This is a genomic window from Novosphingobium sp. 63-713, from assembly GCF_001898925.1.
In the GTDB taxonomy this organism is placed as follows: Bacteria; Pseudomonadota; Alphaproteobacteria; order Sphingomonadales; family Sphingomonadaceae; genus Novosphingobium.
This window is the reverse complement of the sequence record NZ_MKVS01000008.1, coordinates 47990-69982: the sequence shown is the minus strand read 5'-3', so window position 1 is coordinate 69982 and position 21993 is coordinate 47990. Positions and strand designations below refer to the sequence as shown.

The window sequence follows — 21993 nt, the reverse complement described above, 5'->3', positions numbered from 1 at the left end:
GATCCGGCAGGCTGGCCAGTCGAACGGTTGGTCTGCGCTAACTTGCGGCAAACCGTGGTGAAAAAGCATCATTTGCATTTTGCGGGGCGCCCTGCGATCTTGCCTGCGGGTATTTTGCCAATATGAACAAAATTGCGCGCAAACGGCGCGACGGGCCAGACGGGGATCCTTTCATCAGTGGCGACAATCAAGGATGTGGCCAAGGCCGCCGGTGTTTCGTTCAAGACCGTTTCGCGCGTGGTCAATGGCGAGAAGCGCGTCGGCAATGAGGCGCGCGAAAGGGTCAATCAGGCGATCCGTGAACTGGGCTACAAGCCCACGCTGGCCGCGCGGCAATTGGCGGGACAGCGCAGCTATCTGATCGGGTTGCTCGTGCCGCGCCTCGGGGCCAGTTATATTGCGCGCATGTTGATCGCGATGGGCGCGGCCTGCCGGGCCTCGGGCTATAATCTCATTACCGAGATGCTGGATTATCACGAATATCGCCGCTCCGACTTTTTCTCGATCAACTTTTCCGCCCGTCCCGACAGCGTGATCCTGACCCCGCCCTTCAGCAATGAGGAGCGGATTTTGGATTATTTCGAGCGGGAGAAAGTGTCCATCGTGCGGGTGGCTCCGGCCTTTGAAGGCTATGGTCTGCGTGTGCCGGTGGATGAAGAACCCATTGTCATGGAATTGATGCGCCATCTCATTGCCCAGGGCCACAGGCGGATCGGCATCATCGGCCCGCCGCAACGCCGTCTGGCTTCCGAGGCGCGTGTGGTGGGCTATCGCAAGGCGCTGGCCGAGGCGGGGATCGAGGAAGACCCCGCGCTGATATTGCGCGGCGATTTCACCTTCGCCTCGGGCGTGGCGGCCACCACCAGCCTGCTGGCCTTGCCCCAGCGGCCAACCGCGATCTTTGCCACGGGCGATGAACTGGCCGCAGGCGCCATGGCCGAGGCGGCGCGGCTGGGATACCGGGTGCCCGATGATCTGGCGGTGGCGGGCTTTGACGATTCGCCCATCGCCCGCATGGTGTTTCCGCCCATCACCACCGTGCATCAGCCCGTGCGCGAAATTGCGCGGGCGGCGGTCGAAGCCGCGATCAACCCCGACTTCAAACCGCAACCCTTTGAATATCAACTGATGATTCGAGGCTCTACCGACGGCAGCCGTCAGCATTGCCTCGAACCCTATCCGTTTTAGACCTTCATGCGGCGGATCAGCCGTTCAAAATCCATGATCGGCATCGAAGGCGTATATTTCCCTTCCAGAACCGCGCTGAGATAGCGCCCGGCGTTGCGGACGTATTCCTGCTCGCTCTGCGCCGCCTGCTGCACAACGGGCAGGGCGGGGCGGGCATGGTCCCCGATATAGGTCAGCGCGTTGAGCGCCTGCAATTGCACCGGCCACACCTTGTCCTGCGCGGCCAGGGCGGTCAGGACACGGACGGGTTCGTCGATCTCGCCCAGACGCACCAGCGCCTCGGCGGCCACCACGCGGACCTGATCGGCGCTGTCCTTGGCCAGCGCGGCCAGCAGGGCGGGCTTGGCCCCTTGCTGGCCACCGATGAGCAGGCCCGTTGCCGCCCAGTAGCGCATGACGGGCAGGGGATGGTTCAGTCCCGCGACCAGTTGCGCCTCGCTGCCCTTGCCGCCCGCCGCCAGACGCGCCATGGCCATCACTTCGGGCAGGGGATAGGCCTTGCGGTCGCGGCTCTCGAAATAACCTTCGCCCGCCATGCCTTCGGGGATGAAGCCATTGTCGTGGATGGCCAGCATATGCGCATCAAGTTCTTTGCTCAGCCGCGCCAGTTCCGCGTCCGCCTCGGGCTTGTCGGCCAGATTGTGCAACTCATGCGGGTCCTGGCTCAGGTCATAGAGTTCCTCGAAGGGCTTGGTGTGAAAGAACCGGTCCTGATCGGCGTTGAGCGTCCCGGCGCGGTGCGCCGCTTCCCAATCCTGATAGCCCTTGGCCAGCCATTCGAACGCCTGATGCTGGCCCCATGGGCGATGCGGCATGTAATTGCGGATATAGCGCCAGCGACCATCGGTGACGGTGCGCTGAAAATCATAGCGTTCGTCCATGCGGTTGCGCATGCCGAAGGCATAGGTCTTGCGCGCGGCGCGCGGGCCAAGGAAGGGTTGGCCCACCATCTGGGCCGGTTGGGCCACACCCGCCAGCGCCAGCACCGTGGGCGCCAGATCGATGAAGGAGACCGGGCTGGTCACTTCCTGCCCCGGTGCGACGGGCAGCAGGTGGCGCCATTTGGGCGGGGCATAGACGACCATCTCGCAGGACAGCCCCTCTTCATAGCAATAGCGCTTGGAGCGGGGCAGCACGCCGCCATTGTCGGAATAGTGGAAGATGATCGTATCCTCGGCCAGCCCGTCCGCCTCCAGCTCGGCGAGGCGTTCGGCCAATTGTCCGTCCATCTGCTCCATCAGGTTGTAATAGCTGGCGAAATCCTGATGCATGGCCGGCGTGTCGGGCAGGAACGGCGGAATGCTCACCATATCGGGCGTTACGCGGCCCTGCGTGGGGTGGAACAGGCGCGATTCATGCGTGGTTTCATAATTGAACACAGCCATGAAAGGCTTGCCCGCCGGGCGCGTGCGCCAATGGCCCTTGGGGCCCTGAACGTCCCAGATCTGTTCGGGGTTCACATCGCAATTGTAATCGGTCTTGGAATTGTTGGTGCAATGATAGCCTGCGCCGCGCAGCAATTCGGGATAGGTGCGGAATTGTTTGGGAAAGCGCGCATTGGCCCGCATGTGATTGGCCGGTGCGCAGCTTTCGGGATAAACGCCCGTCAGGATGCCAAAGCGCGAGGGCGCGCAGACCGGCGCATTGGAATAGATATGGCGGAACAGCACGCCCTTGCGCGCCAGTCCGTCGATCGTGGGCGTATGGGCCAGCTTGTCGCCATAGGCGCCGACATAGGGATTGTTGTCTTCCGACACGATCCACAAAATATTGGGGCGCTCGCCTGAAGAGGGTTTGGCAAGCGCCCCCTGAGCCGCAGTCGCTGCCAGAGAAGCGGCTGCGCCCAGAACAGTGCGACGGTTGAAATGAGGTTGTTTCACGGTGTCTCTCGCTTTTTAACGGGTCAGGCGGGGTTGGCGGCGGGTCAATAAACCCACTCGGTCTCGCGCCCGTCGATCATGACCTTGCGGGTGAAATGCAGTTTCCAGAGCGGAGCGGGCAGGGATTTGGCGAAGCTCTCGACCGCACGGTTCAGCTTCTCGGTCTCGGCCTTGTGATCGGCCGATACATCGGTCTTTTCCCATGGGTCCTGCGCCAGATTGTGCAGCTTGGTCTGATGCCAGTCATCCGAGCGCCACAGTCGCCATTCGCCCTGCCGCGCAGCATAGACCGGCGCCTGCCCCCAGACGAGCAGGCGGTTGTCGGGGCCCTTGCCGCTGGCCGAGGCGATCAGGTCCTGCCCTTCCAGTTCGCGCGGCAGGGCCTGTTTGGGCGCGGCGGCGTGCAGAATGGTGGGCAGCACATCGAGCGAGGAAACCGACCTATCGACGACCCCCTTGGGCTTCATCGCGCGCGGCCATGAAAACAGGAACGGCACCCGCACCCCGCCTTCCAGATAAGTGAACTTGCCCGCCCCCCACGGATGGGCGTCGTTGCAAAAGCCGAATTGCACCGGGCATCCATTGTCCGACAGGAACACGACCATCGTGTTGTCGCGGATCCCACGCTCTTCCAGCTTGTCGAGAATGCGGCCGACGCCCGCATCCATCGCTGCAATCATCGCCACATAGGTGCGCCGCACCGGATCCTTGATATGGGCAAAGCGGTCATACCATTCCTGCGGCACCTGTAGCGGCCAGTGCGGCGCATTATAGGCGACATAGGAGAAGAAGGGCTGTTTGCCCCGCGATGCGCGGTCGATGAAATCCACCGCATGATCGGTGATCTCGGTGGTGAGATAGCGGTTGAAATTATCGACCTTGCGGCGCTCTGGCCCTTCGACCACCACCCCATTGCCGCGCCGGGTTTCAAAGGGCGGCTTGCCCGCATCCGCCTTGGTGGGGGTGGTGACGATGCCGGGGGTTTTCGGATCGACATAGACTGTCTCCCCGGCCAGAAAGCCGAAGAATTCGTCAAAGCCCCGGTTGGTGGGATAGAACCTGTCCTGCGCGCCCACATGCCATTTGCCAAAGGCGCCGGTGTGATAGCCCAGCGGTTTCAGCCTTTCGGCAATGGTCTTTTCCGATGTCGGCAGGCCCGCGCCTTCATCGCCTTCATCGTTGATATTATAGGTAAAGCCAAAGCGCATCGGCATTCGGCCCGTCAACAGCCCCGCGCGCGACACCGCGCAGACCGAGGCCGCGACATAGCCATTGGAAAATGCCGCTCCCGAAGCCGCGATGCGGTCGATATTGGGCGTCGGCACATCCTTGCCGCCATAGGCCGAGACATCGGGCCAGCCCAGATCGTCGACCAGAATGACCACGACATTGGGCGCCTGCGCCGCGCGGGCCGGGGCCGATGGCGGAGCGACTCGCGCCGAGGAGGCCGGGGCGCAGAGCAGGGCCGCCGTGCCCAGCAGCAGGCTTGTCAAAACGCGCTTCATTGTGCGGCCTCCTTGATGCGCGCATCGGGGCGATCGGCCGAATCGTCGAATTGCTCACGCGTGCGGAAACGTTCGGGCGCCTCGGCCAGAGCCGGGGTGGAATAGCGCCGCGCCTCGCTCCACCAGAGCTTCTTCAGTTCCTCCAGCTTGGCCGGATATTGCGCGGAAAGGTCGGTGCTTTCGGAAAAATCCTTGTCCGTGTTGAACAAGGCCCATTTGTCGGCGGCGAAATCGCTGCCCTGTTTGTGGATGGTGACGGCGCGCCATGGGCCTTGGGTGATCGCCCGATTGCCGCGCAGTTCGAAATATTGCACCGAGCGGGCCGCAGGCGCCCTCGCCGACAGGATCGTGGGCAGGATCGAGCGCCCCGCCACCGGAATTTCGGCCACGCCATGCAGCGTTTTGGGGAATTGCGCATGGCCCACCTGCGCCAATGTCGGGGCAAGGTCGATCACATCGACATATTGATGCCGGATCGCGCCGCCATCCTTGATGGCCTTGGGCCATGACACGATCAAAGGCGTGCGGATGCCGCCCAGATAGGGCCACAATTTATACCGCCGCAGCGGCGTGACGCCCGCCATGGCCCATGGGCGCTGATATTCGCTTTGGGTCTTGTCCGTGCCCAATTCGTCGATCCGCGCCAGCATCTGTTCCGCGCTCAATTTGTTGGGTGCATAAAGCCGTTCAAACGATCCGCGCTGGCCCGCTTCGGAGGCTGCGCCATTGTCGCTCATCACCATGATGACCGTGTTGTCATACTGGCCGGTGGCTTTGAGATGGGCGATCAACCTCCCGATCTGCTCATCCGTATGGGTCAGGAAACCGGCATAGGTGGCCATGAAGCGGGCATAGACCTGCTGCTCGGTCGGGGTCAGGTCCGCCCAAGCCCGGTCGCCCGGATTGCGCGGGGGCAGGATGGTGTTGGCCGGCACGATGCCCATCGCCTTCATCCGCGCCAGACGGCTTTCGCGCAAGGCGTCCCAGCCCTTGGCATAGGTGTCGCGATAGGCGTCGATATAGGGCCGCGGCACCTGAATGGGCGCATGGCCCGCGCCATAGGCTAGATAGACAAATTGCGGCTTGGCCTGACCCGGTTTCAGCGCGGCAATAGCGTGATCGGTGATGTCATTCGAGAAATGATAGCCCGGCGTTTCGGGCGAGGGGATGCGCTTGTTCCCCTCAATCAGCTTGGGATGATATTGATCGGTCCAGCCGAGGAAAAAGCCATAGAACTGATCGAAGCCGCGCTGCAGCGGCCAGGATCCGTTATGGCCGGGCGATCCGTCGTGATCCTCGGGCGCCAGATGCCATTTGCCAAAGCCCGATGTGGCATAACCCGCGCGGGACAGGACCTGGGCGATGGTCTGGGCATTGTCGGGCATTTCGCCGCGGTCGCGGGTCATGTCGGCCGGATCGACCTTGTTGGCGGGCAGATCGGCCATGCGCACCGTTTGCGGATTGCGCCCGGTCAGCAGCGCGGCGCGGGTGGGGGTGCAGACCGCCTTGGTGTCAAAGCGGTTATAACGCAGCCCGCGCGCCGCCAGCGCATCGAGATTGGGCGTGCGGATTTCCGAACCGAAAGGGCCAAGGTCGGAAAAGCCCACATCGTCCAGCACGATCAGCACAATATTGGGGCGTTGGGGCGCGGCGACAGGGGCTGCGGCTGTGGCGGCCCCCGCGATCGTCATACCCATGACGGAGGCGAGGGCGAGCTTGGCGGGCCGGGCGTTGGCAAGGCGGCGTGCCCATCGGCTTGAGGGTCTATTCATGCATCCACTCCGGCTTCTTGTTGGATGGCCCCGCGTGCGTCGGAAACACTGTTCGGGAATTTGGGCCATCGTTGTCACAGTAGGAAATGCATAAGATCATCGGTCCTGTCAATTTCGAAGTGACAACGTTGACGCATTTTGTCATAAGCCCGCCATCCGCCGCAACAAGGCGGCGAGAATCGAAATGGGGGATGAGATGATGAAACGTGGCTTTGCCGCGCTGCTTGGTGGTGGCGCGATGCTTGCTCTGGCCCAACCTGCTCTGGCCCAACCGGCCCTTGCCCAACAGACACCCGCCGCCGCAGGACAGAGTGAACTGGCGCCCGGCGAAATCGTGGTCACCGCACAAAAGCGCGCCGAACGCCTGCAGGATGTGCCGCTGGCCGTCACCGCGATCGCGGGCGAGGCGCTGGCCACGCGCGGGATCACCGACACCAAGAGCCTGACCCAGATTTCGCCCACGCTGTCCTATCAACAGGGCAACAATCCGTCGAACTCCAGCTTCCGCATCCGCGGCATCGGCACGGCGGTCTTTGGGCAGGGCACGGAAAGCTCGGTTTCCACCGTGCTGGACGGCGTGGTCATGGCGCGTCAGGCGCAGGGTTTTTCCGATCTGGCCGATATTGAGCGGATCGAAGTGCTGCGCGGGCCCCAGGGCACGCTGTTCGGCAAGAATGCCACGGGCGGCGTGATCAACATTGTTACCGCCCGGCCCAGCAAAACCCTGACCGGCAAGATGAATGCGAGCATTGCCGAAAAGGGCGAATATCACCTGAACGGCACGGTGTCGGGGCCGCTCAGCGACAAGCTGGGCGTGCGCGTTTCCGGTTTCTACAACAAGGATGACGGCTACATCTATAACGTCACCCTGCGCCGCAAGACCAATGGCTATGAATCCTTTGGCCTGCGCGGCAAGATGGAGCTGGATCTGGGGCGGCTCAACCTGCTGGCGACCATCGATTATTCGAAGAACAACGCGCTCTGCTGTCAGTCGGTGCTGATCCGTTCGGACAATGCCAGCCTGACCACGCTGGTTGCGCCCGTCGTGCCGGGGCCAAACAATGTGCAGGTCGGATCGAATGCCGACACCACCTCGCGCACCTCGCAGCAGACCTATTCGCTCGAGGCCAAATACGATCTGGATTTCGCCACGATCACCTCGGTCACCGCGTGGCAGCACTACAGCTTTGATAATACGGTCGATGTCGATGGCATCAACACCGCCGTGCCGATCTTTACCGGCACCAATGCGGTGGCGCAGTATGACGTCAATGGCGGGCCCTTCACGCTGGGCGGGTTCACCCAGGAATTGCGCATGTCCAATTCGGGCAAGCAGAAGCTGAATTACACCATCGGCGGATTCTTTTCTGACACCACGCTGGACCGTGAATTCACCCGCCGCTTCGTCAATTGCACGGCCTCGGGTCTGACACTGGGCGCGACTTGTCCCTCGACCAATCTGGCCGGTTTCTCGGGCCACCACCGCGCTCATCTGCGCCAGAGCCAGATCGCCGGTTTCGCCCAGTTCGACTACAATATCACCGGCGGCCTGAAGGCGCTGGGCGGGCTGCGCTGGCAGCATGAGACGATCTCGGTCTGGGGCAAGCAGGACACGACACCTCCCTTTGCGGGCGATACGATCCTCCAGAGCGGCTATCCGCTGACCGAGGGCACCTCGGCCGCCTCGGACGATGTGCTGACCGGCAAGATGGGTCTGCAATATGAATTCAACCGCCGCGCACAGGTCTATGCCTCCTATACGCGCGGCTATAAAGGGCAGTCGCTGGGCACGGAATTCACCCAGACCTTCAACAACAACCCGGTGGTCCAGCCCGAAACGGTGAACGCCTTCGAGGTCGGCTTCAAGGGCAGCACCGCCGACCGCAAGATCAGCATCGCGGTCGCGCTGTTCCTGGCCAAATACAAGAACCTTCAGGTTCAGGCCAACCGTTCGGACCCCTCGACCAACACGTTCACTTTCGTGACCACCAATGCCGGGGCCTCCGAAACCAAGGGTGTGGAAGTGGAAATGACGCTGCGCCCGTTTGAAGGGCTCAGCGTGGCGCTCTCGGGCAGCTATGTGAAGACCCGCTTCGATGCCGACGGCATTGGCTGCCCGCTGCAAAACCAGGCGGCCTTCACCACCGTGGCCACCGGATCGGCGGCGCCCGTCAACACCTGTTTCCGCTACAAGACGGGATCGAGTTTTGTGTCGAGCGCGGCGCAAAACATCGTTGGCGGCATCCTGCCCAACACGCCGACCTGGCGCCTTGGCGTCAACCCGCGCTATGAACATCCGCTGGCGGGCAAAATCGCCTATGCCGATCTCAATGTGGCCTATCAGAGCAGCGTCAATTTCGCGCTGGAACAGGACCCGCTGCAATGGCAACCGGCCTATACCACCGTGGACGCCACAATCGGTCTGCGCGCCGAGGAGAAGGGGCTCTCCTTCTCGCTCTTCGTCAAGAACCTGACCGACCAGCGTTATTACACCGCGATGGGCACGCCGGGCCTGTTCACCACTCAGACGGTGACGCCGACCAACCGCATGGGCTTCCTGCCCAAGGGCGCGTTCCGCTATTTCGGGGCGACGGTGGGCTATAAGTTCTAAAATGGCCAAGGTTGGGGAGATTGGAGGGGGATACCCCTGCAATCTCCCCACCGGCCAAATGGCGCATCGGGCTTTGCCCTGTTGATTACCGCGTTCAGGCCCCTATTAGCGCATGCCCATTTTACCGCGTTTGCGCCGCCATCACCTTCTGCCCATCCTGCTCGGCCTTGCCTGTCTGGGCGCCGGACCGGTGCTTGGCGGAGAGAGTTTGCCGGTCTCGGCCGTGGTTCATACAGACAGCACAAACGGGGCACGCTTCGATCCGGCCGAGGCCCTTGGGGCTGGGATTGATGGTGGCGCGGGCGGCGCGGCGGGGCGGCTTCTCACCCGGCACAACGTCTCCGCCATGCGCAGCGCCCGTCTGACCCGGCTGACCTATCGGCTGCGCACAGAGCTGGGCATCGAGAACTGGCACTGGAACCCGGAGGGGCAGTGGAGCGATCCGGCCCACCAACAAGGCTATTGGACATCCAGCGACCGCGCGAAAAAGCCGATCCGCGTCTCATGGGGTTACAAGCTGCCGCGGCGGGGCGATACGATCGACAATGCCAATGACCGGGATTATTCACGGCTGACCGACGGCGACGAGACGAGCTTCTGGAAATCCAATCCCTATCTCGACGCCGCCTTTCTCAAGGATGGGCGGCCGCATGAGCAATGGCTGCTGCTGCGGTTCGACAATCCGGTTGATATTGATGCCGTCAGGATCGCCTGGGGCACGCCTTATGCCGCCGCCTACAAGGTCCAGTATTGGTCGAGCGACAATGACTATGGGCCGGGCGCGCATTGGATCACCTTTGACCATGGCGTCCTGACCGGCGGAAAGGGCGGCGATGTGCTGCTGAAACTGGCCGAGCGGCCGGTCAGCGTGAAATATCTGCGCGTGCTGCTTGAGGAAGGGTCGCAAACCGCGCCGCCGGGGGCCAGGGACTGGCGCGACCGGGCCGGTTTTGCCGTGCGCGAGATCGGGGCGGGACGGATCGGGCCGGATGGCAGGCTGGTTGATCTTGTCCGCCATGCCGCCGACAAGACGGGGCAGACATTCACCCATGTCTCCTCCACCGATCCGTGGCACCGCTCCATTGATCGCGACCCGAACTTGGAGCAGCCCGGCCTTGACCGCGTGTTCCGCAGCGGGCTCGGCAATGTGCGGCCGATCATGCTGCCGGTGGGCGTGCTGTTTGATACGCCCGAGAATGCGGCGGCGGCTTTGCGCTATGTCCGCTGGCGGCATTATCCGGTCACGCAGGTGGAATTGGGAGAGGAGCCGGACGGGCAATTCGGCAATGCCGATGATTATGCCGCGCTCTACCTCGCCTGGGTGGACCGGCTGCGCCCTATCGCCCCCGCCATCCATTTCGGCGGCCCCAGTTCGCAAAGCGCGCTGAGCGAGACATGGCTCAATTCCGACCCGGATCGCTCATGGAACCATCACTTTATCCGCGCCCTGCAGGAGCGCGGTCGCCTGTCGGACCTTCAGTTCTACTCTTTCGAATTCTATCCCTTCGATGACATTTGCGGCGACATTCCCGCCAAGCTGATCGAGGAGGACCGCCTGATGGAGCGGCTGATGGCGCGGTTGACGGCCGAGGGAGTGGGGCCGGATATTCCCCGGATCATTACCGAATATGGCTTTTCCGCCTATTCCGGCCGCGCCATGGCCGAAATGCCCAGCGCCCTGCTGATGGCCAATATCATCGGCCAATTCTTGAACGAAGGGGGCAGCGCGGCCTATCTGTTCGGCTATGGCCCGAATGTGCCGGTCAATCAGAACATGGGCTGCGCCGGTTATGGCAACATGGCTCTGCACATGGCCGACCGCAACGGGCAGGCGGGCACGCCGCTGCCCAGCTATCACACTGCCCGCCTGTTGACCCGGGACTGGCTGATGTCCAAGGGCATGCATCAATTTCTGCCGGTTGAGATGAAGGATGGCGCCGACCCTGCGGTTCGCCTTTTTGCCATCCGGCGGCCCGATGGTAAGCTGGGCCTGATGGCCATCAACCGCAGCCCGGATCGGACGGTTGATCTGCATGTCACGGCTCAGGGCGCTCATGGAGCGGCCCGCCCGATCGCGGGCCGCGTGAAGCTCAGCCTTTTTGGCCCGGACCAATATGCCTGGATCGATCAGGGCCCGGCGAGCCGCCCCGCCCGCTCCGCCCCTCCGGCAAGGACGTCCGCTCCTATGGGCGAGCTGAATATCGTGCTGAAGCCGATGAGTTTGGCGGCGGTGATTGCACCTTGATAAGTCATCGACAAAGGCTTTTTCTGCGCTGAAAAATAAGCATCAAGACCGATTTGTAATGGTTTTAAATAGCTTCATGGCTAAGCATGTCCGAAATTGGCGGTCCGAGGGGGTATTGATGCGAAGGAATAGTCTTGTTCTGGCGCTGGCATTCGGCTTTTCGGCGATGTTTGCCGCAACGGCCGCGCAGGCGGAACTGAAGCCCATTCCTTCCAAGGCCGGAAAGGACTGGCGCCATGCGTTGAGCGGCACCACTTTTCCGCCGCAGATCGGCGAGCTGCCGCGCAGGAACATTGCCGATTACGGCAACCAGCAACTCGACATCGCCGCGATTTATGAGCAACCGGAAACCGGGACCGTGGCAACGGTCTATGTCTATCGGGCCGGATTGCCGGATGCTTCGATTTGGCATGATCGCATCCTCAAGGTGATGGGCGGCGCAGGGCTGGGCGAGGTCGATCAGAGCAAGAAGGTCACCACCATCTTCACCCCCAAGGGGCAGGGCGAAAACAGCGGCATCCGCTCGGTGGTTCCGCTGTCGGGCAAAGCGCAGGCGGCGAGCGGGGTGGCTGTGTTTGCGCATGATGACTGGCTGATTGTGGTCCGCATGACGAGTGCGAGCCTTGCGCCTGCCGATCTGGATCCGGCCCTCGCCACCTTTGTCGATGCTCTGGGCATTGGGGCGGCAAAAAATCCTGCGACGGCGGCCTATGGCATCACCCCTTGCGCCCAGCCTTTCCCGACCCAGACTGTTGAGCGCGGCGCGCGCGACATGACCGGGGGTCTGTTGGCAGGCGCTCTGATGCAGGTGGTCGAGGAAGGCAAGGTCAAGCCGGACAAGGGCGAGGGAGCGTCCGAAATCCCGCATTATTGCTCTGATCCCGGCGCCGTTGTCGATTACGGCGCCTATCGCAACGAGAAGGATGCCGGTAACTATCTGATAGCGGTGGGGGATGATGGCAATGTGATCTGGCTGGCCCCCGACACCATGGCCGCGCTTCTGGATGAGAAAAAGAGCGGTCAATATGCGATGACGCTGACAACTGTGGCCAATCGGGTCAGCTATGCGCCCTTCACCGCCATGCCGGGCCCGGCGCAGGTGATGAAGGTGCTGCAAAGCGAAAGGCCGATTTCGGTGGTAAACCGGGCGATCGGCAAATCGAAGAACAAGACCATCACCATCGCTCCCGATTAGGTCCTGCTCAGCCCGATCACAGGAATATCGGGCCATCTTCCGTTCACTCAACCAGCATTATGAGACCATGCTCTTAGCCCTCCTCTCATGCCGGTATCCATGCGCGGGGTTTGGGATCTGCCCGGCCATTGCCGGTTATCATCAGACGTCAGCGATAGCCGGGCCATCGTCCGGGAGATCGACGTGGTTTTCTGAGAAACAGTCTTTACCCCGAGACTTATTTTGATTTCCGATGTGTCGAACTGGACGGCTGCCGGGGCGTTCGACGAAGAGGGGGAAGTTCCCTTTAGCGAGATGAAGCCATTCCCGGCTCAGCGCTTTGCGCCGATCCACATGGAGAGTTCGATATCCTCGGCAAAGGGCAGGGAGAGGTAGCCCTGACCGGGCGCGCGTACTTTGGCCAGATAGTGCGGGCAATAATCGGCATTGTCGGCAAGGATGAGGGCGCCGGGGCGCAGATGCGGCTCGACCAGGGCCAGAACGTCGGGATAAAGCGCCTTGGCCCCGTCGAGCAGCACGAGATCGATGCCATCGGGCAGGCCATGGGCCAATGTTTCCAGCGCATCGCCCGCGCGGATTTCTACCAGATCGGCAAGGCCAGCCTGCGCCAGATGGTCGGCGGCGCGGGCGATCTTGGAAGGTTCGAATTCGGCGGTGATGATCCGGGCGTCAGACGCGCCATTGTCGCGCAGCGCCGCAGCCAGATGCAGCGTCGACAGGCCGAACGAGGTGCCAAACTCAACAATATGGCGCGCGTTCATAGACCGCGCCAGCATGTAGAGCAGCCGCCCCGCCTCACGCGAGACGGGCAGGGCAATGTCTTTGAGATGGGTGTAAAGCTCACGCCATTCGGCCTTGCTTTGCATCAGCCGGTCGATCTCTTCGGGCGAAGTCTGGGCAAAGATGGGCAGGTTTTCCGGGCGCAAGGCATCGGCCTGGGCAAACAGGCGGGTCAGCAGCGGGGCAACAGGGGCGGTGGTCAGGGTGGTCATGATCGTCTCCGGGGATGGGGAGTTGTCCTGAGCGCAAAAATATGAGCAATTACTCATCTTTTCTAATCGCATTGGCAGGATCAGCGATGGATACGCCCGCAACCCCCCGTCTTTCCTCGCGCAAACAGCCGCAGCAACAGCGTTCGGCACAGGCCGTGACGGCGATTCTTCAGGCCGCTGCTCAGGTTTTGACCACCCATGGCGCGGCGCGTTTTACCACTGCGCGCGTGGCCGAAAGGGCGGGGATCAGCATCGGCTCGCTCTATCAATATTTCCCGAACAAGGCCGCGATCTTGTTCCGCCTGCAAAGCGACGAATGGCGCGAGACGCGCGGGATGCTGAATGCCATGCTGGCCGATACTGCTGTGCCGCCGCCCGAGCGGCTGCGCGCGGTGGTGCGCGCCTTTATCGCCTCCGAGGCCGAGGAGGCGCAGATGCGTCAGGCGCTGGAAGATGCCGCACCACTCTATCGCGACGAGCCCGAGGCGCAGGCGGCGCAAGGCGAGGGGAGCGGGGCGCTGCTCGGCCTGCTGCGTGAAGCCGCGCCGGGCGTGTCGGACGATGCGCTGCGCGTTGCTGCCGACACGATGCTGGCCGCCTTCAAGGCGCTGGGCAAACCGCTGTCCCTGCGTGATGAGGGCGAACGTCTGGTCCGGACGGAGGCACTGGCCGATATGCTCTGTGCCTATCTGGCGTGGTTGGGCGCCGACGGGACCGCGACTTAATTATATCGGCCCGCAGTATCCGGCACCAAGCCGTCAAAGCCGAGATGGTCGCGCATGGCAAAACACAGCCCGGCGGCGATGATGCAAGCCGATGCACAGACCAGCAGCACAAGATGCATTGCGGAGCCAAGCACATTCTGGTGACTGGCCTGCATCGCCAGCAGGGTGATGAGGATCGCGGGCAAGGTGTTGGCAAGGTTCATATAACCCAACCAACGCCCCTTCTTGCGCGAGGAGGTGATGATCTCGGCAACAAAGGCCGCCTCGACGGAGAAAAAGGCCGCCTGCGCCAGATGAAACAGCGCATAGGCCACGGCCAGCATCCACCATCCCGGCGCCGTGGCAAAACCCGTCAGCGCCAGCGCGGCCAAGAGCGCGCTGCCGATCATCAGGCTGCGCCGGTCAGCCAGCATGTCGGACAAGCGGCCAAAGGCCACCGCGCCGCAGCAGGCCGCAAGCGCGGCCCAGAGCGACAGCCAGCCCACCGCCGTATCGGCCGTCAACCGGCTGGCCGCCATCGGCCTCTGCATCACAAACGCGATATAGGGATAGAGATAATTGGTCAGCAAGGCCGCGCCCAGTTGCAGCAAGAAGCGCGCCCACCAGGCCAGCGCAAGATTGCGCAGGAGGAGCGGCGTCCGACCACCCGCATCGCCGCCCACCGGCATGGGCGCAGGCTGCGGTTTCAAAGGCGATCCAAAGGGCCAGAAGACCAGCAGCGGCAAGACGCAGGCGGCGACAAGCGCGATTGTGAAGGCAAACCCGGTCGATCCATCAACCGGCGCGGCCCATGCGATGACGGCCACCGAACCATTCGCCACCGGCACGCCGCAATTGAGGAAACCGGCGATGTTTCCCTTGCGCTCATCGGGAATATAATCCGCGATCAACGGCCCTATCGGCCCCAGCAGCAGGTTGACCGCGATCTGAAAAGCGATGACGCCCAGGGCAAGCACCGGCGGGCTGTATGAAAAAGCCAGCACGCCGTAGCTGGCGAAAAGGCAGGCCAGGCCGCCCGCGATGGCCCTTCGACGGTTGCCGCGACGGGTCATCGCGCGGTCGCTGATCTGTCCCGCCGCAATATTGGCCAGACTGGCGGTGATCCCGCCCGCCAGCACCAACAGGGCGAGCAGATGTTCGCCGCCCGCCGCAACCCCGATCGAGGCCACCCGGCGCGGCAGGAGCAGCACCAGAAAGGGCATAAAGGCGATATTGGCGCCCATATAGGCCAGAACATAGAAGGCCTCGCCCACCGAAAGGGGTCTTTTGCCCACCATCGGTTTAGCCGCGCGGCGCTTTGGTGGTGGCGCGCACGACGAATTCATACGGGAGTTCGAAAGCGCCCATGCCTTCCTCACCCTTGGAGAGGGCGATCAATTGGGCACAGGCTTTGCCGATCATCGCCGCCGTGGGCTGGCGGATCGCGGTAAGGGGTGGCACACTGAAACGCACGCCCGGCGTGTCCTCAAAGCTGATGACGGAGAGATCATCAGGGACTTTAAGGCCAAGATCGGCCGCCACATGGAGCGCGGCAAAGGCCATCTTGTCATTGTCGGCAATGATCGCAGTGGGCGGGCTTGGCGCGGCCAGCATGGTTTCCAGCACGCTGACCGCCATGTCGAAATAGAAATTGCCCGCCCCGATCGGCCCGGCTTCGGGCGGAATCCCGGCCTCGGCCAGAGCCTCGCGAAAAGCCTTGCGGCGCTTTTGCGAGGGACCGTAATTGAGAGGCCCGGCAAGGAAGCCGATGGAGCGGTGCCCCAGTTCCAGCAGGTGGCGGGTGACTTCGCGCATGGCGCCTTCGTCATCCATATAGACATCGACAAAATTGCCGCCTTCGTAATGGCCCACGCGGGCGCAGGGAATTCCCTGCCGCTCCAGCCAGTCGACCAGTTCCAGATTGTCGCAATGCGGCGGGGTCAGGATCACGCCATCGGGGCGCAGGGAACCGACCGCGCGCGCGATCTGCGGGATGGTCGTGCCCGCATCGGTGTCGATCAATTCCAGCACCATATGGTAATTGTGGCGTTCGCATTCGCTCATGCCGCCATAGAGCATCTGATCGACCCAGTCATTGCCGCGGCCTGATGTCCAGTTTTCAAAGGTGCGCGCGCGGTCATTGATCGAGAGGATCAGATAGGAGCGCGCGCCCCCCATCCGCCGCGCCGACAGGTTGGGCACATAGCCCAGTTGTTCCACCATTGCCTCGACCCGCTGGCGCACGGCGGGTTTTACATTGGGGCCATTGTTGATGACCCGCGACACCGTTTGGCGCGAGACACCGGCGGCGGCGGCAACATCTTCGATCGTGACTTTGGCAGGTTTGTGCATCGTGATCCCTTTGGGCGGTTATCCCCACAAAGGGCCATCATCGCAAGCCAATTGAGAGCGTTCACAAAATATGTTGTGAACGCTCTCAATCTTGGCTATTCGCTCTCTCGCACAATGAGTCGGCCGCCAATGCGGCGGCAAGGGAGAGCGCGATGAACCGGCAATGGGCCCGTCAGGGGCTGATCTGCGGCCTGAGTCTGGCTGCTATGGCGATGGGGATGCCCGTCGCGGCGCAGGCACAGGAGCAAAACCAGCAAACGCAGCGCATTGCCGATCTGCTCGCCCATATGAGCGTCGAGCATAAGGTGGCGCAGCTTGTTGAGCCCGACATCGGCTCGATCACGCCCGAGGATATGCGCCGCTATCGCTTCGGCACGATCCTGAACGGCGGCAATTCCGGCCCCGGCGGCAATGACAAGGCTCTGGCTCCGGCATGGCTGGCGCTGGCCGATACGATGTATCGCGCAGGCACCGAGCCGCTGCCGTCAGGCGAGCCGGTCATCCCGCCCTTTTGGGGCACGGATGCGGTGCATGGGCACAATAACATCATTGGCGCGACGCTGTTTCCGCACAATATCGGGCTGGGCGCGGCGCATGATCCGGCTCTGGTGCAGCGCATCGGCGCGGCCACGGCGCAAGAGATCGCGGTTACCGGCATCGACTGGGCCTTTGCGCCGACGCTTGCGGTGGTGAAGGACACGCGCTGGGGCCGCTCCTACGAGAGCTATTCCGAGGATCCCGCGCTGGTGGCCCGCATGGGCGTGGCCGAGGTCGAGGGCCTGCAGGGCAAGCTGGGCACCAAGGATTTCCTTAATCAGCGCCATGTGTTGGCCAGCATCAAGCATTTCTTTGCCGATGGCGGCACGGGCGGTGTCGATCAGGGCGATACGCGCGGCGATCTGGACACAATCATCGCCACCCATGCCAGCGCCTATATCCCCGCGATCAAGGCTGGGGCGCAGACGGTCATGGCCTCTTTTTCCAGCATCAATGGCGAAAAGATGCATGGCAACAAGGCGCTGCTGACCGATCTGCTGCGCGGCAAGATGGGTTTTGACGGGCTGTTGGTGGGCGACTGGAATGCTCATGGGCAGGTGCCCGGATGCAGCAACGGCGATTGCCCGAAATCGCTGCTGGCCGGGCTGGACGTGTTCATGGTGCCCAATGACTGGCACGCTCTGTATGACAATCTGCTGCGCGAGGTGCGCGACGGCACCATCCCCATGGCGCGGCTGGATGAGGCGGTGGGGCGCGTGCTGCGCGTTAAATTGCGCGATGGCCTGTTTGAAAAGCCCGCGCCCGCACAGCGTGAACTGGCGGGCAAGTGGGAGCTTCTGGGTTCGCCCGATCACCGCGCCGTGGCCCGCGAGGCGGTGGCCAAGTCGCTGGTCCTGCTCAAGAACAATGGTGTTTTGCCTATTAAATCCTCGGCCCGCATTCTGGTGGCCGGACACGCGGCGGACAATATCGCGCAGGCGGCTGGCGGCTGGACCATCACCTGGCAGGGCGGCGGCGATCTGACCAATGCCGATTTCCCCGGCGCGACCTCGATTTATGGCGGCATCGCCAAGGCCGCGGCCAAGACCACGCTTTCAAACGACGGCAGCTATTCCGCGCGGTCCGATGTCGCCATCGTCGTGTTTGGCGAGCAGCCCTATGCCGAATTTGTCGGCGACCGGCCCGATCATGCGCTGCATGACGAGGAAGGTCTGAACCTGCTGCGCAAGTTCAAGGCCGCGCATATTCCGACCGTGGCCGTGCTGCTGTCCGGGCGCCCCTTGTGGGTCAATCGTGAATTGGCGCTGGCCGATGCCTTTGTCGCGGCGTGGTTGCCGGGCAGCGAGGGCGAGGGGATTGCCGATGTGCTGATCGGCGGCAAGACCGACTTTACCGGACGTCTGCCGTTTCATTGGCCCGCTACCTGCGATGACAGCGGCAAGCCTTTGTTCGGCGTGAATTATGGCGGTAGCTATCGCCAACCCGCGCCGCGTCTGCCCGTGCTTGGCCAAACCTGCGCGGCGCTCAATGCCAGCGCCAGCGGCACGTTCGAGGTGTTTCACAAGCGTCTGGCCGCTGGCGTCGATGCCAGCATCCGTGAGGGCGCGGACGAAACGCTGCTGCATGGCTTTGTGGGCGCGGGCAAGCAATTGCGTGTGCTGGGCTTTGACTATTCCGCGCAGGAGGATGCGCGCGAATTGATCTGGAAAGGCCCCGCCGATCTGCGGCTGAGCTGGCCCGTTGCCAATATGAAGCCCTTTGCCGGGGCGACCTCGGGCGAGGTCGTGCTGCGCTACACCATCGACCAGGCGCCGGGCGGCCCCGTCACTCTGACCGGCATTACGGAAACCGGCGCGGGCGGGACCCAGGTTGACCTCGCGCCCACGCTGCGCGCGGCGGCGGGGCGCGGTTGGCAGACCGCCCGTATCCCGCTCGCCTGTCTGGCGGGCAAAGCCGGTGGCGCCATCGCCGGGGTCGATCTGAACGTGGGCGCGCCGCTTGGCATGAAAATCGCCACGATCGAGGTGCGCCCCGGCGGGGCCGCCACCAGCTGCACCGAAGCGAAGTTCTGAAGAAAAGCTCTGAAGAAAAACATCTATCAGGAGGATCGTCATGAGGAAGATACAAAAAACTGTGGTCTCGCTTGCCGGGGTCGCCATCGTTCTTGCCTGCGGGGCCAGCGCCGCGCAGGCCCAACAGGCCGCGACGGGCGCACAAACGCCCACCGCCGAAGAACCCGGCGCCATCGTCGTGACGGGTCTGCGCAAATCTCTGGCCGATGCCGTGGGCATCAAGCGCAACACCCAAGGTGTGGTCGATGCGATCACCTCGGAAGATATCGGCAAGATGCCCGATACCAACCTGGCCGAATCGATCCAGCGCATTCCGGGCGTTTCGATCGACCGCTCGAACAATGAAGGCTCGCGTGTTACCGTCCGCGGCTTTGGGCCGGAATTCAATCTGGTGACGCTCAACGGCCGCTCGATGCCGGGCAGCGGCACCGGCGGCACGCGCTCTTTTGACTTCGCCAATATCTCGGCCGATGGCGTGTCGGGCATCGATGTATTCAAAACCGGGCGCGCCGATGTGGCCTCGGGCGGCATTGGCTCGACCATCGACATTCACACCGCGCGTCCCTTCGACCACAATGGTCTGCGCGCGTCGGCGCAGGTCAAGGGCACGGATGACACGTCGCGCTCAGGCTTCCATGTGACGCCGGAATTCTCTGGTCTGGTCAGCGACACGTTTGCCGATGATCGCATCGGCGTGTTGCTCAACGGCTCCTATTCCGAACGCGACAGCCAGGTCCAGTCGGCCTATACGCGCGGGTGGCTCAATAATGTCGATCTGGGCACGGCCGCGATCACCGACAACCGCACGAACAAGAACGGCCCCACCTGGGCGCCACAGGACGCCAACTGGGCGGTGGAAAACCATCACCGCATCCGCGTCAACGGTCAGGCCGTGCTGCAGTTCAAGCCGACCGACACGATCGTGGGCACCATTGACTACACCTATGCGCTGTATAAGGACCACGCGCTCAAGAACAGCTTCGGCGCATGGTTCGGCTATGGCGGCGCCTTGACCAGCGCGACCATCGACAAGAACGGCACGATGACCAATCTGGTCGATGCCGGTTCCGACCTGTCCTATACCGGCACTGACGATCAGCAGCGCAACCAGCTCGGCTCGCTGGGCGGCAATGTGAAGTGGCAGGCGTTCGACAATCTGACCATTACAGCCGACGCCCATCATTCGGTGAACAATTCGACCGACGAGTCCCAGTTCTACATCGTGGGTCAGGACCAGAATTATTCGATCAACAAGATCTTTGATTCGACCAAGACCGCCATCCCCACGACGACCTGGACCTTCCAGTCGCCGTATAATGTGAACAATCTCAACACCTCGCTGATCACGCCGCTGTTTGGCCAGCACAATCTCAGCCGCCAGCGCACCGCTGTCGATGAGGCCAAGCTGGAAACCGAATGGCGCAACAATGGCGACAGCGGGTTGCGCGCCATCAAGGTGGGCGTGAACTACAAGCAGACCAAGACGGGCTTTACCGTTTACAACAGCGGCAATATCTCGAACGGCTATTATGATCCGCGTCTTGACGGCGCCTTGCCCTCGTCGCTGTTCACCAAGGTCAATTCATCTTCGCTGCTGAGCGGCATGTCGGGCGGCGGCAGCGACATTCTGGTGCCCTACTTCTACAGCTTCAATCCGTTCGCTGTGTCGCAGGCACTGGCGGGTCTGCCCAATTACAATGGCACCGGCCCGGCGCCCGCCTATCCTTCGGGCTATGGCTATGGCACCGTTCCCGCCACGGACAATCTGATCAAGGAGCGCACCTTCTCGGCCTATGCCCAGATGCAGTTTGATGCCGATTTCAACGGCATGCGCTTCCGGGCGCAGGCGGGTGTGCGCTATGAACATACCAGCGTCAACTCGGCCAGCCTTCAGCAGACGCCGGTGTCCGTCACCTGGAACAACCCCACCGAGTTCCAGACCCAGTTCCTGCCCGGCGCGCAGATCTATACCGCTGGCAGCAGCTATAATGACTTCCTGCCCGCCATCGACATGAGCCTGCAGATCACCAAGCGACTGGTGGCGCGTGCGTCCTACAGCACGACGATCACCCGTTCGGATCTGACCTCGCTTGTCTCGACGCAGGTGGTCAATGCCAACCCACATGTGGGCAACCGCACGATCTCGTCGGGCAATCCGGGCCTGCTGCCCTATACGTCGCAGAACTTCGACCTGTCGTTCGAATATTATATCAAGAATAACAGCTACTTCTCGGCGAACTATTTCGTCAAGCAGGTGTCGAACTTCATTACCCAGACCACCAGCAATGTCACCATCCCGGGGCTGACCGATTCCTCGGCAGGCGCGCTGGCGCAAAAGGCGACGGCCGAGGTTCTGGCCGCCGGTCAACAGGCCAGCCCGCAGAACATCTTTGCCCAGATGGTGGCCGATACCGGCAAGCAGGCCTTTGTCGGCCAGCCCAACGATCCGCTGATCACATGGCAATTGACCAAGCCCAGCAACGGGCCGACGGTCAACATCCATGGCTTTGAATTTGCGGGCCAGTATGTGTTTGGCGATACCGGCTTTGGCCTTCAGGCCAACGTGTCGTTGCCTGCGGGCGGCGCGCATTATGACAACACCAATATCCTTGAACAGTTCGCCTTGCCCGGTTTGAGCAAGTCGTACAACATCGTCGGCTTCTATGAAAAGAACGGGTTCCAGACCCGCGTTGCATGGAACCATCGCGATGCGTTCCTGGCCGCGCTGTCCCAGCCGCTCTATGCCAACCAGCCGACCTATACCGCAGCCTATGGCCAGCTTGATGCCAGCGCGAGCTATGACATCAACCCCCACGCCACGGTGTTCATCGATGCCGTCAATATCCTGGGCGCATCGCAGAACCAGTATGGGCGCTTCACCAACCAGTTCCTGTATGCCGCCAAGGGCTATGGGCGCTATCAGGTGGGCGTGCGCGTCAAGCTGTGAGGCCTGAGAGCTGAACCGGATCGGAGCCGCCT

General features: G+C 62.5%; 13 protein-coding genes. 7 read left to right on the top strand and 6 right to left on the bottom strand.

Going from position 1 to position 21993, the window contains the following annotated elements; translation table 11 throughout:
* Positions 1 to 177 precede the first annotated feature (177 nt).
* On the top strand, positions 178 to 1188 hold the full coding sequence (locus BGP00_RS05505; RefSeq protein ID WP_168604640.1) for a LacI family DNA-binding transcriptional regulator: 1011 nt from the start codon (positions 178 to 180) through the stop codon (positions 1186 to 1188).
* On the opposite strand, the gene BGP00_RS05500 is transcribed toward BGP00_RS05505, so the two are convergent.
* From BGP00_RS05500 to BGP00_RS05490, 3 genes are read right to left on the bottom strand one after another with little or no spacing between them, the layout of a single operon-like run.
* On the bottom strand, positions 1185 to 3068 hold the full coding sequence (locus BGP00_RS05500; RefSeq protein ID WP_292690183.1) for a sulfatase-like hydrolase/transferase: 1884 nt from the start codon (positions 3066 to 3068) through the stop codon (positions 1185 to 1187). The genes BGP00_RS05505 and BGP00_RS05500 overlap by 4 nt on opposite strands.
* A 44-nt stretch (positions 3069 to 3112) precedes the next feature.
* Complete coding sequence (locus BGP00_RS05495; RefSeq protein ID WP_292690184.1) at positions 3113 to 4573, bottom strand: sulfatase-like hydrolase/transferase; 1461 nt, start codon at positions 4571 to 4573, stop codon at positions 3113 to 3115.
* On the bottom strand, positions 4570 to 6270 hold the full coding sequence (locus BGP00_RS05490; RefSeq protein ID WP_292690185.1) for an arylsulfatase: 1701 nt from the start codon (positions 6268 to 6270) through the stop codon (positions 4570 to 4572). The genes BGP00_RS05495 and BGP00_RS05490 overlap by 4 nt, the downstream gene beginning before the upstream one ends.
* Positions 6271 to 6541: 271 nt before the next feature.
* Between BGP00_RS05490 and BGP00_RS05485 the strand changes: the two genes are divergently transcribed.
* The 3 genes from BGP00_RS05485 (at position 6542) to BGP00_RS05475 (ending at position 12396) form a co-directional block, all read left to right on the top strand.
* Entirely contained in the window at positions 6542 to 8956 is a 2415-nt protein-coding gene (locus tag BGP00_RS05485) for a TonB-dependent receptor (RefSeq protein ID WP_292690187.1), read from the top strand.
* Between the two features lie 130 nt (positions 8957 to 9086).
* Positions 9087 to 11201, top strand: a complete 2115-nt coding sequence (locus tag BGP00_RS05480) for a discoidin domain-containing protein (RefSeq protein WP_292925721.1) — start codon at positions 9087 to 9089, stop codon at positions 11199 to 11201.
* A gap of 118 nt (positions 11202 to 11319) precedes the next feature.
* On the top strand, positions 11320 to 12396 hold the full coding sequence (locus BGP00_RS05475) for a hypothetical protein (RefSeq protein ID WP_292690190.1): 1077 nt from the start codon (positions 11320 to 11322) through the stop codon (positions 12394 to 12396).
* 311 nt (positions 12397 to 12707) lie between these two features.
* Here BGP00_RS05475 and BGP00_RS05470 read toward each other — a convergent pair whose 3' ends face one another.
* Entirely contained in the window at positions 12708 to 13388 is a 681-nt protein-coding gene (locus BGP00_RS05470) for a class I SAM-dependent methyltransferase (RefSeq protein WP_292690192.1), read from the bottom strand.
* A gap of 86 nt (positions 13389 to 13474) precedes the next feature.
* On the opposite strand from BGP00_RS05470, the gene BGP00_RS05465 reads away from it, so the two are divergent.
* Positions 13475 to 14113 carry a TetR family transcriptional regulator gene (locus BGP00_RS05465; RefSeq protein ID WP_292690194.1) on the top strand — a complete coding sequence of 213 codons (639 nt, stop codon included), beginning with the start codon at positions 13475 to 13477 and terminating at the stop codon, positions 14111 to 14113.
* Here the strand turns inward: BGP00_RS05465 and BGP00_RS05460 are convergent.
* Both BGP00_RS05460 and BGP00_RS05455 read right to left on the bottom strand, forming a co-directional pair.
* The gene (locus BGP00_RS05460) at positions 14110 to 15390 is read right to left on the bottom strand and encodes an MFS transporter (protein WP_292924520.1); all 1281 of its coding nucleotides are present in this window, start codon (positions 15388 to 15390) and stop codon (positions 14110 to 14112) included. The two genes, BGP00_RS05465 and BGP00_RS05460, sit on opposite strands and share 4 nt — an antisense overlap.
* A 4-nt stretch (positions 15391 to 15394) precedes the next feature.
* A complete protein-coding gene (locus tag BGP00_RS05455; RefSeq protein WP_246870248.1) occupies positions 15395 to 16444 on the bottom strand; it encodes a LacI family DNA-binding transcriptional regulator in 1050 nt (349 codons plus the stop codon).
* Positions 16445 to 16596: 152 nt separating this feature from the next.
* Between BGP00_RS05455 and BGP00_RS05450 the strand changes: the two genes are divergently transcribed.
* Positions 16597 to 19014 carry a glycoside hydrolase family 3 protein gene (locus BGP00_RS05450; protein WP_292690198.1) on the top strand — a complete coding sequence of 806 codons (2418 nt, stop codon included), beginning with the start codon at positions 16597 to 16599 and terminating at the stop codon, positions 19012 to 19014.
* A 40-nt stretch (positions 19015 to 19054) separates the two neighbouring features.
* Positions 19055 to 21961, top strand: coding sequence for a TonB-dependent receptor (locus BGP00_RS05445; RefSeq protein WP_292690200.1), 2907 nt, complete (start codon positions 19055 to 19057; stop codon positions 21959 to 21961).
* Positions 21962 to 21993: the final 32 nt, after the last annotated feature.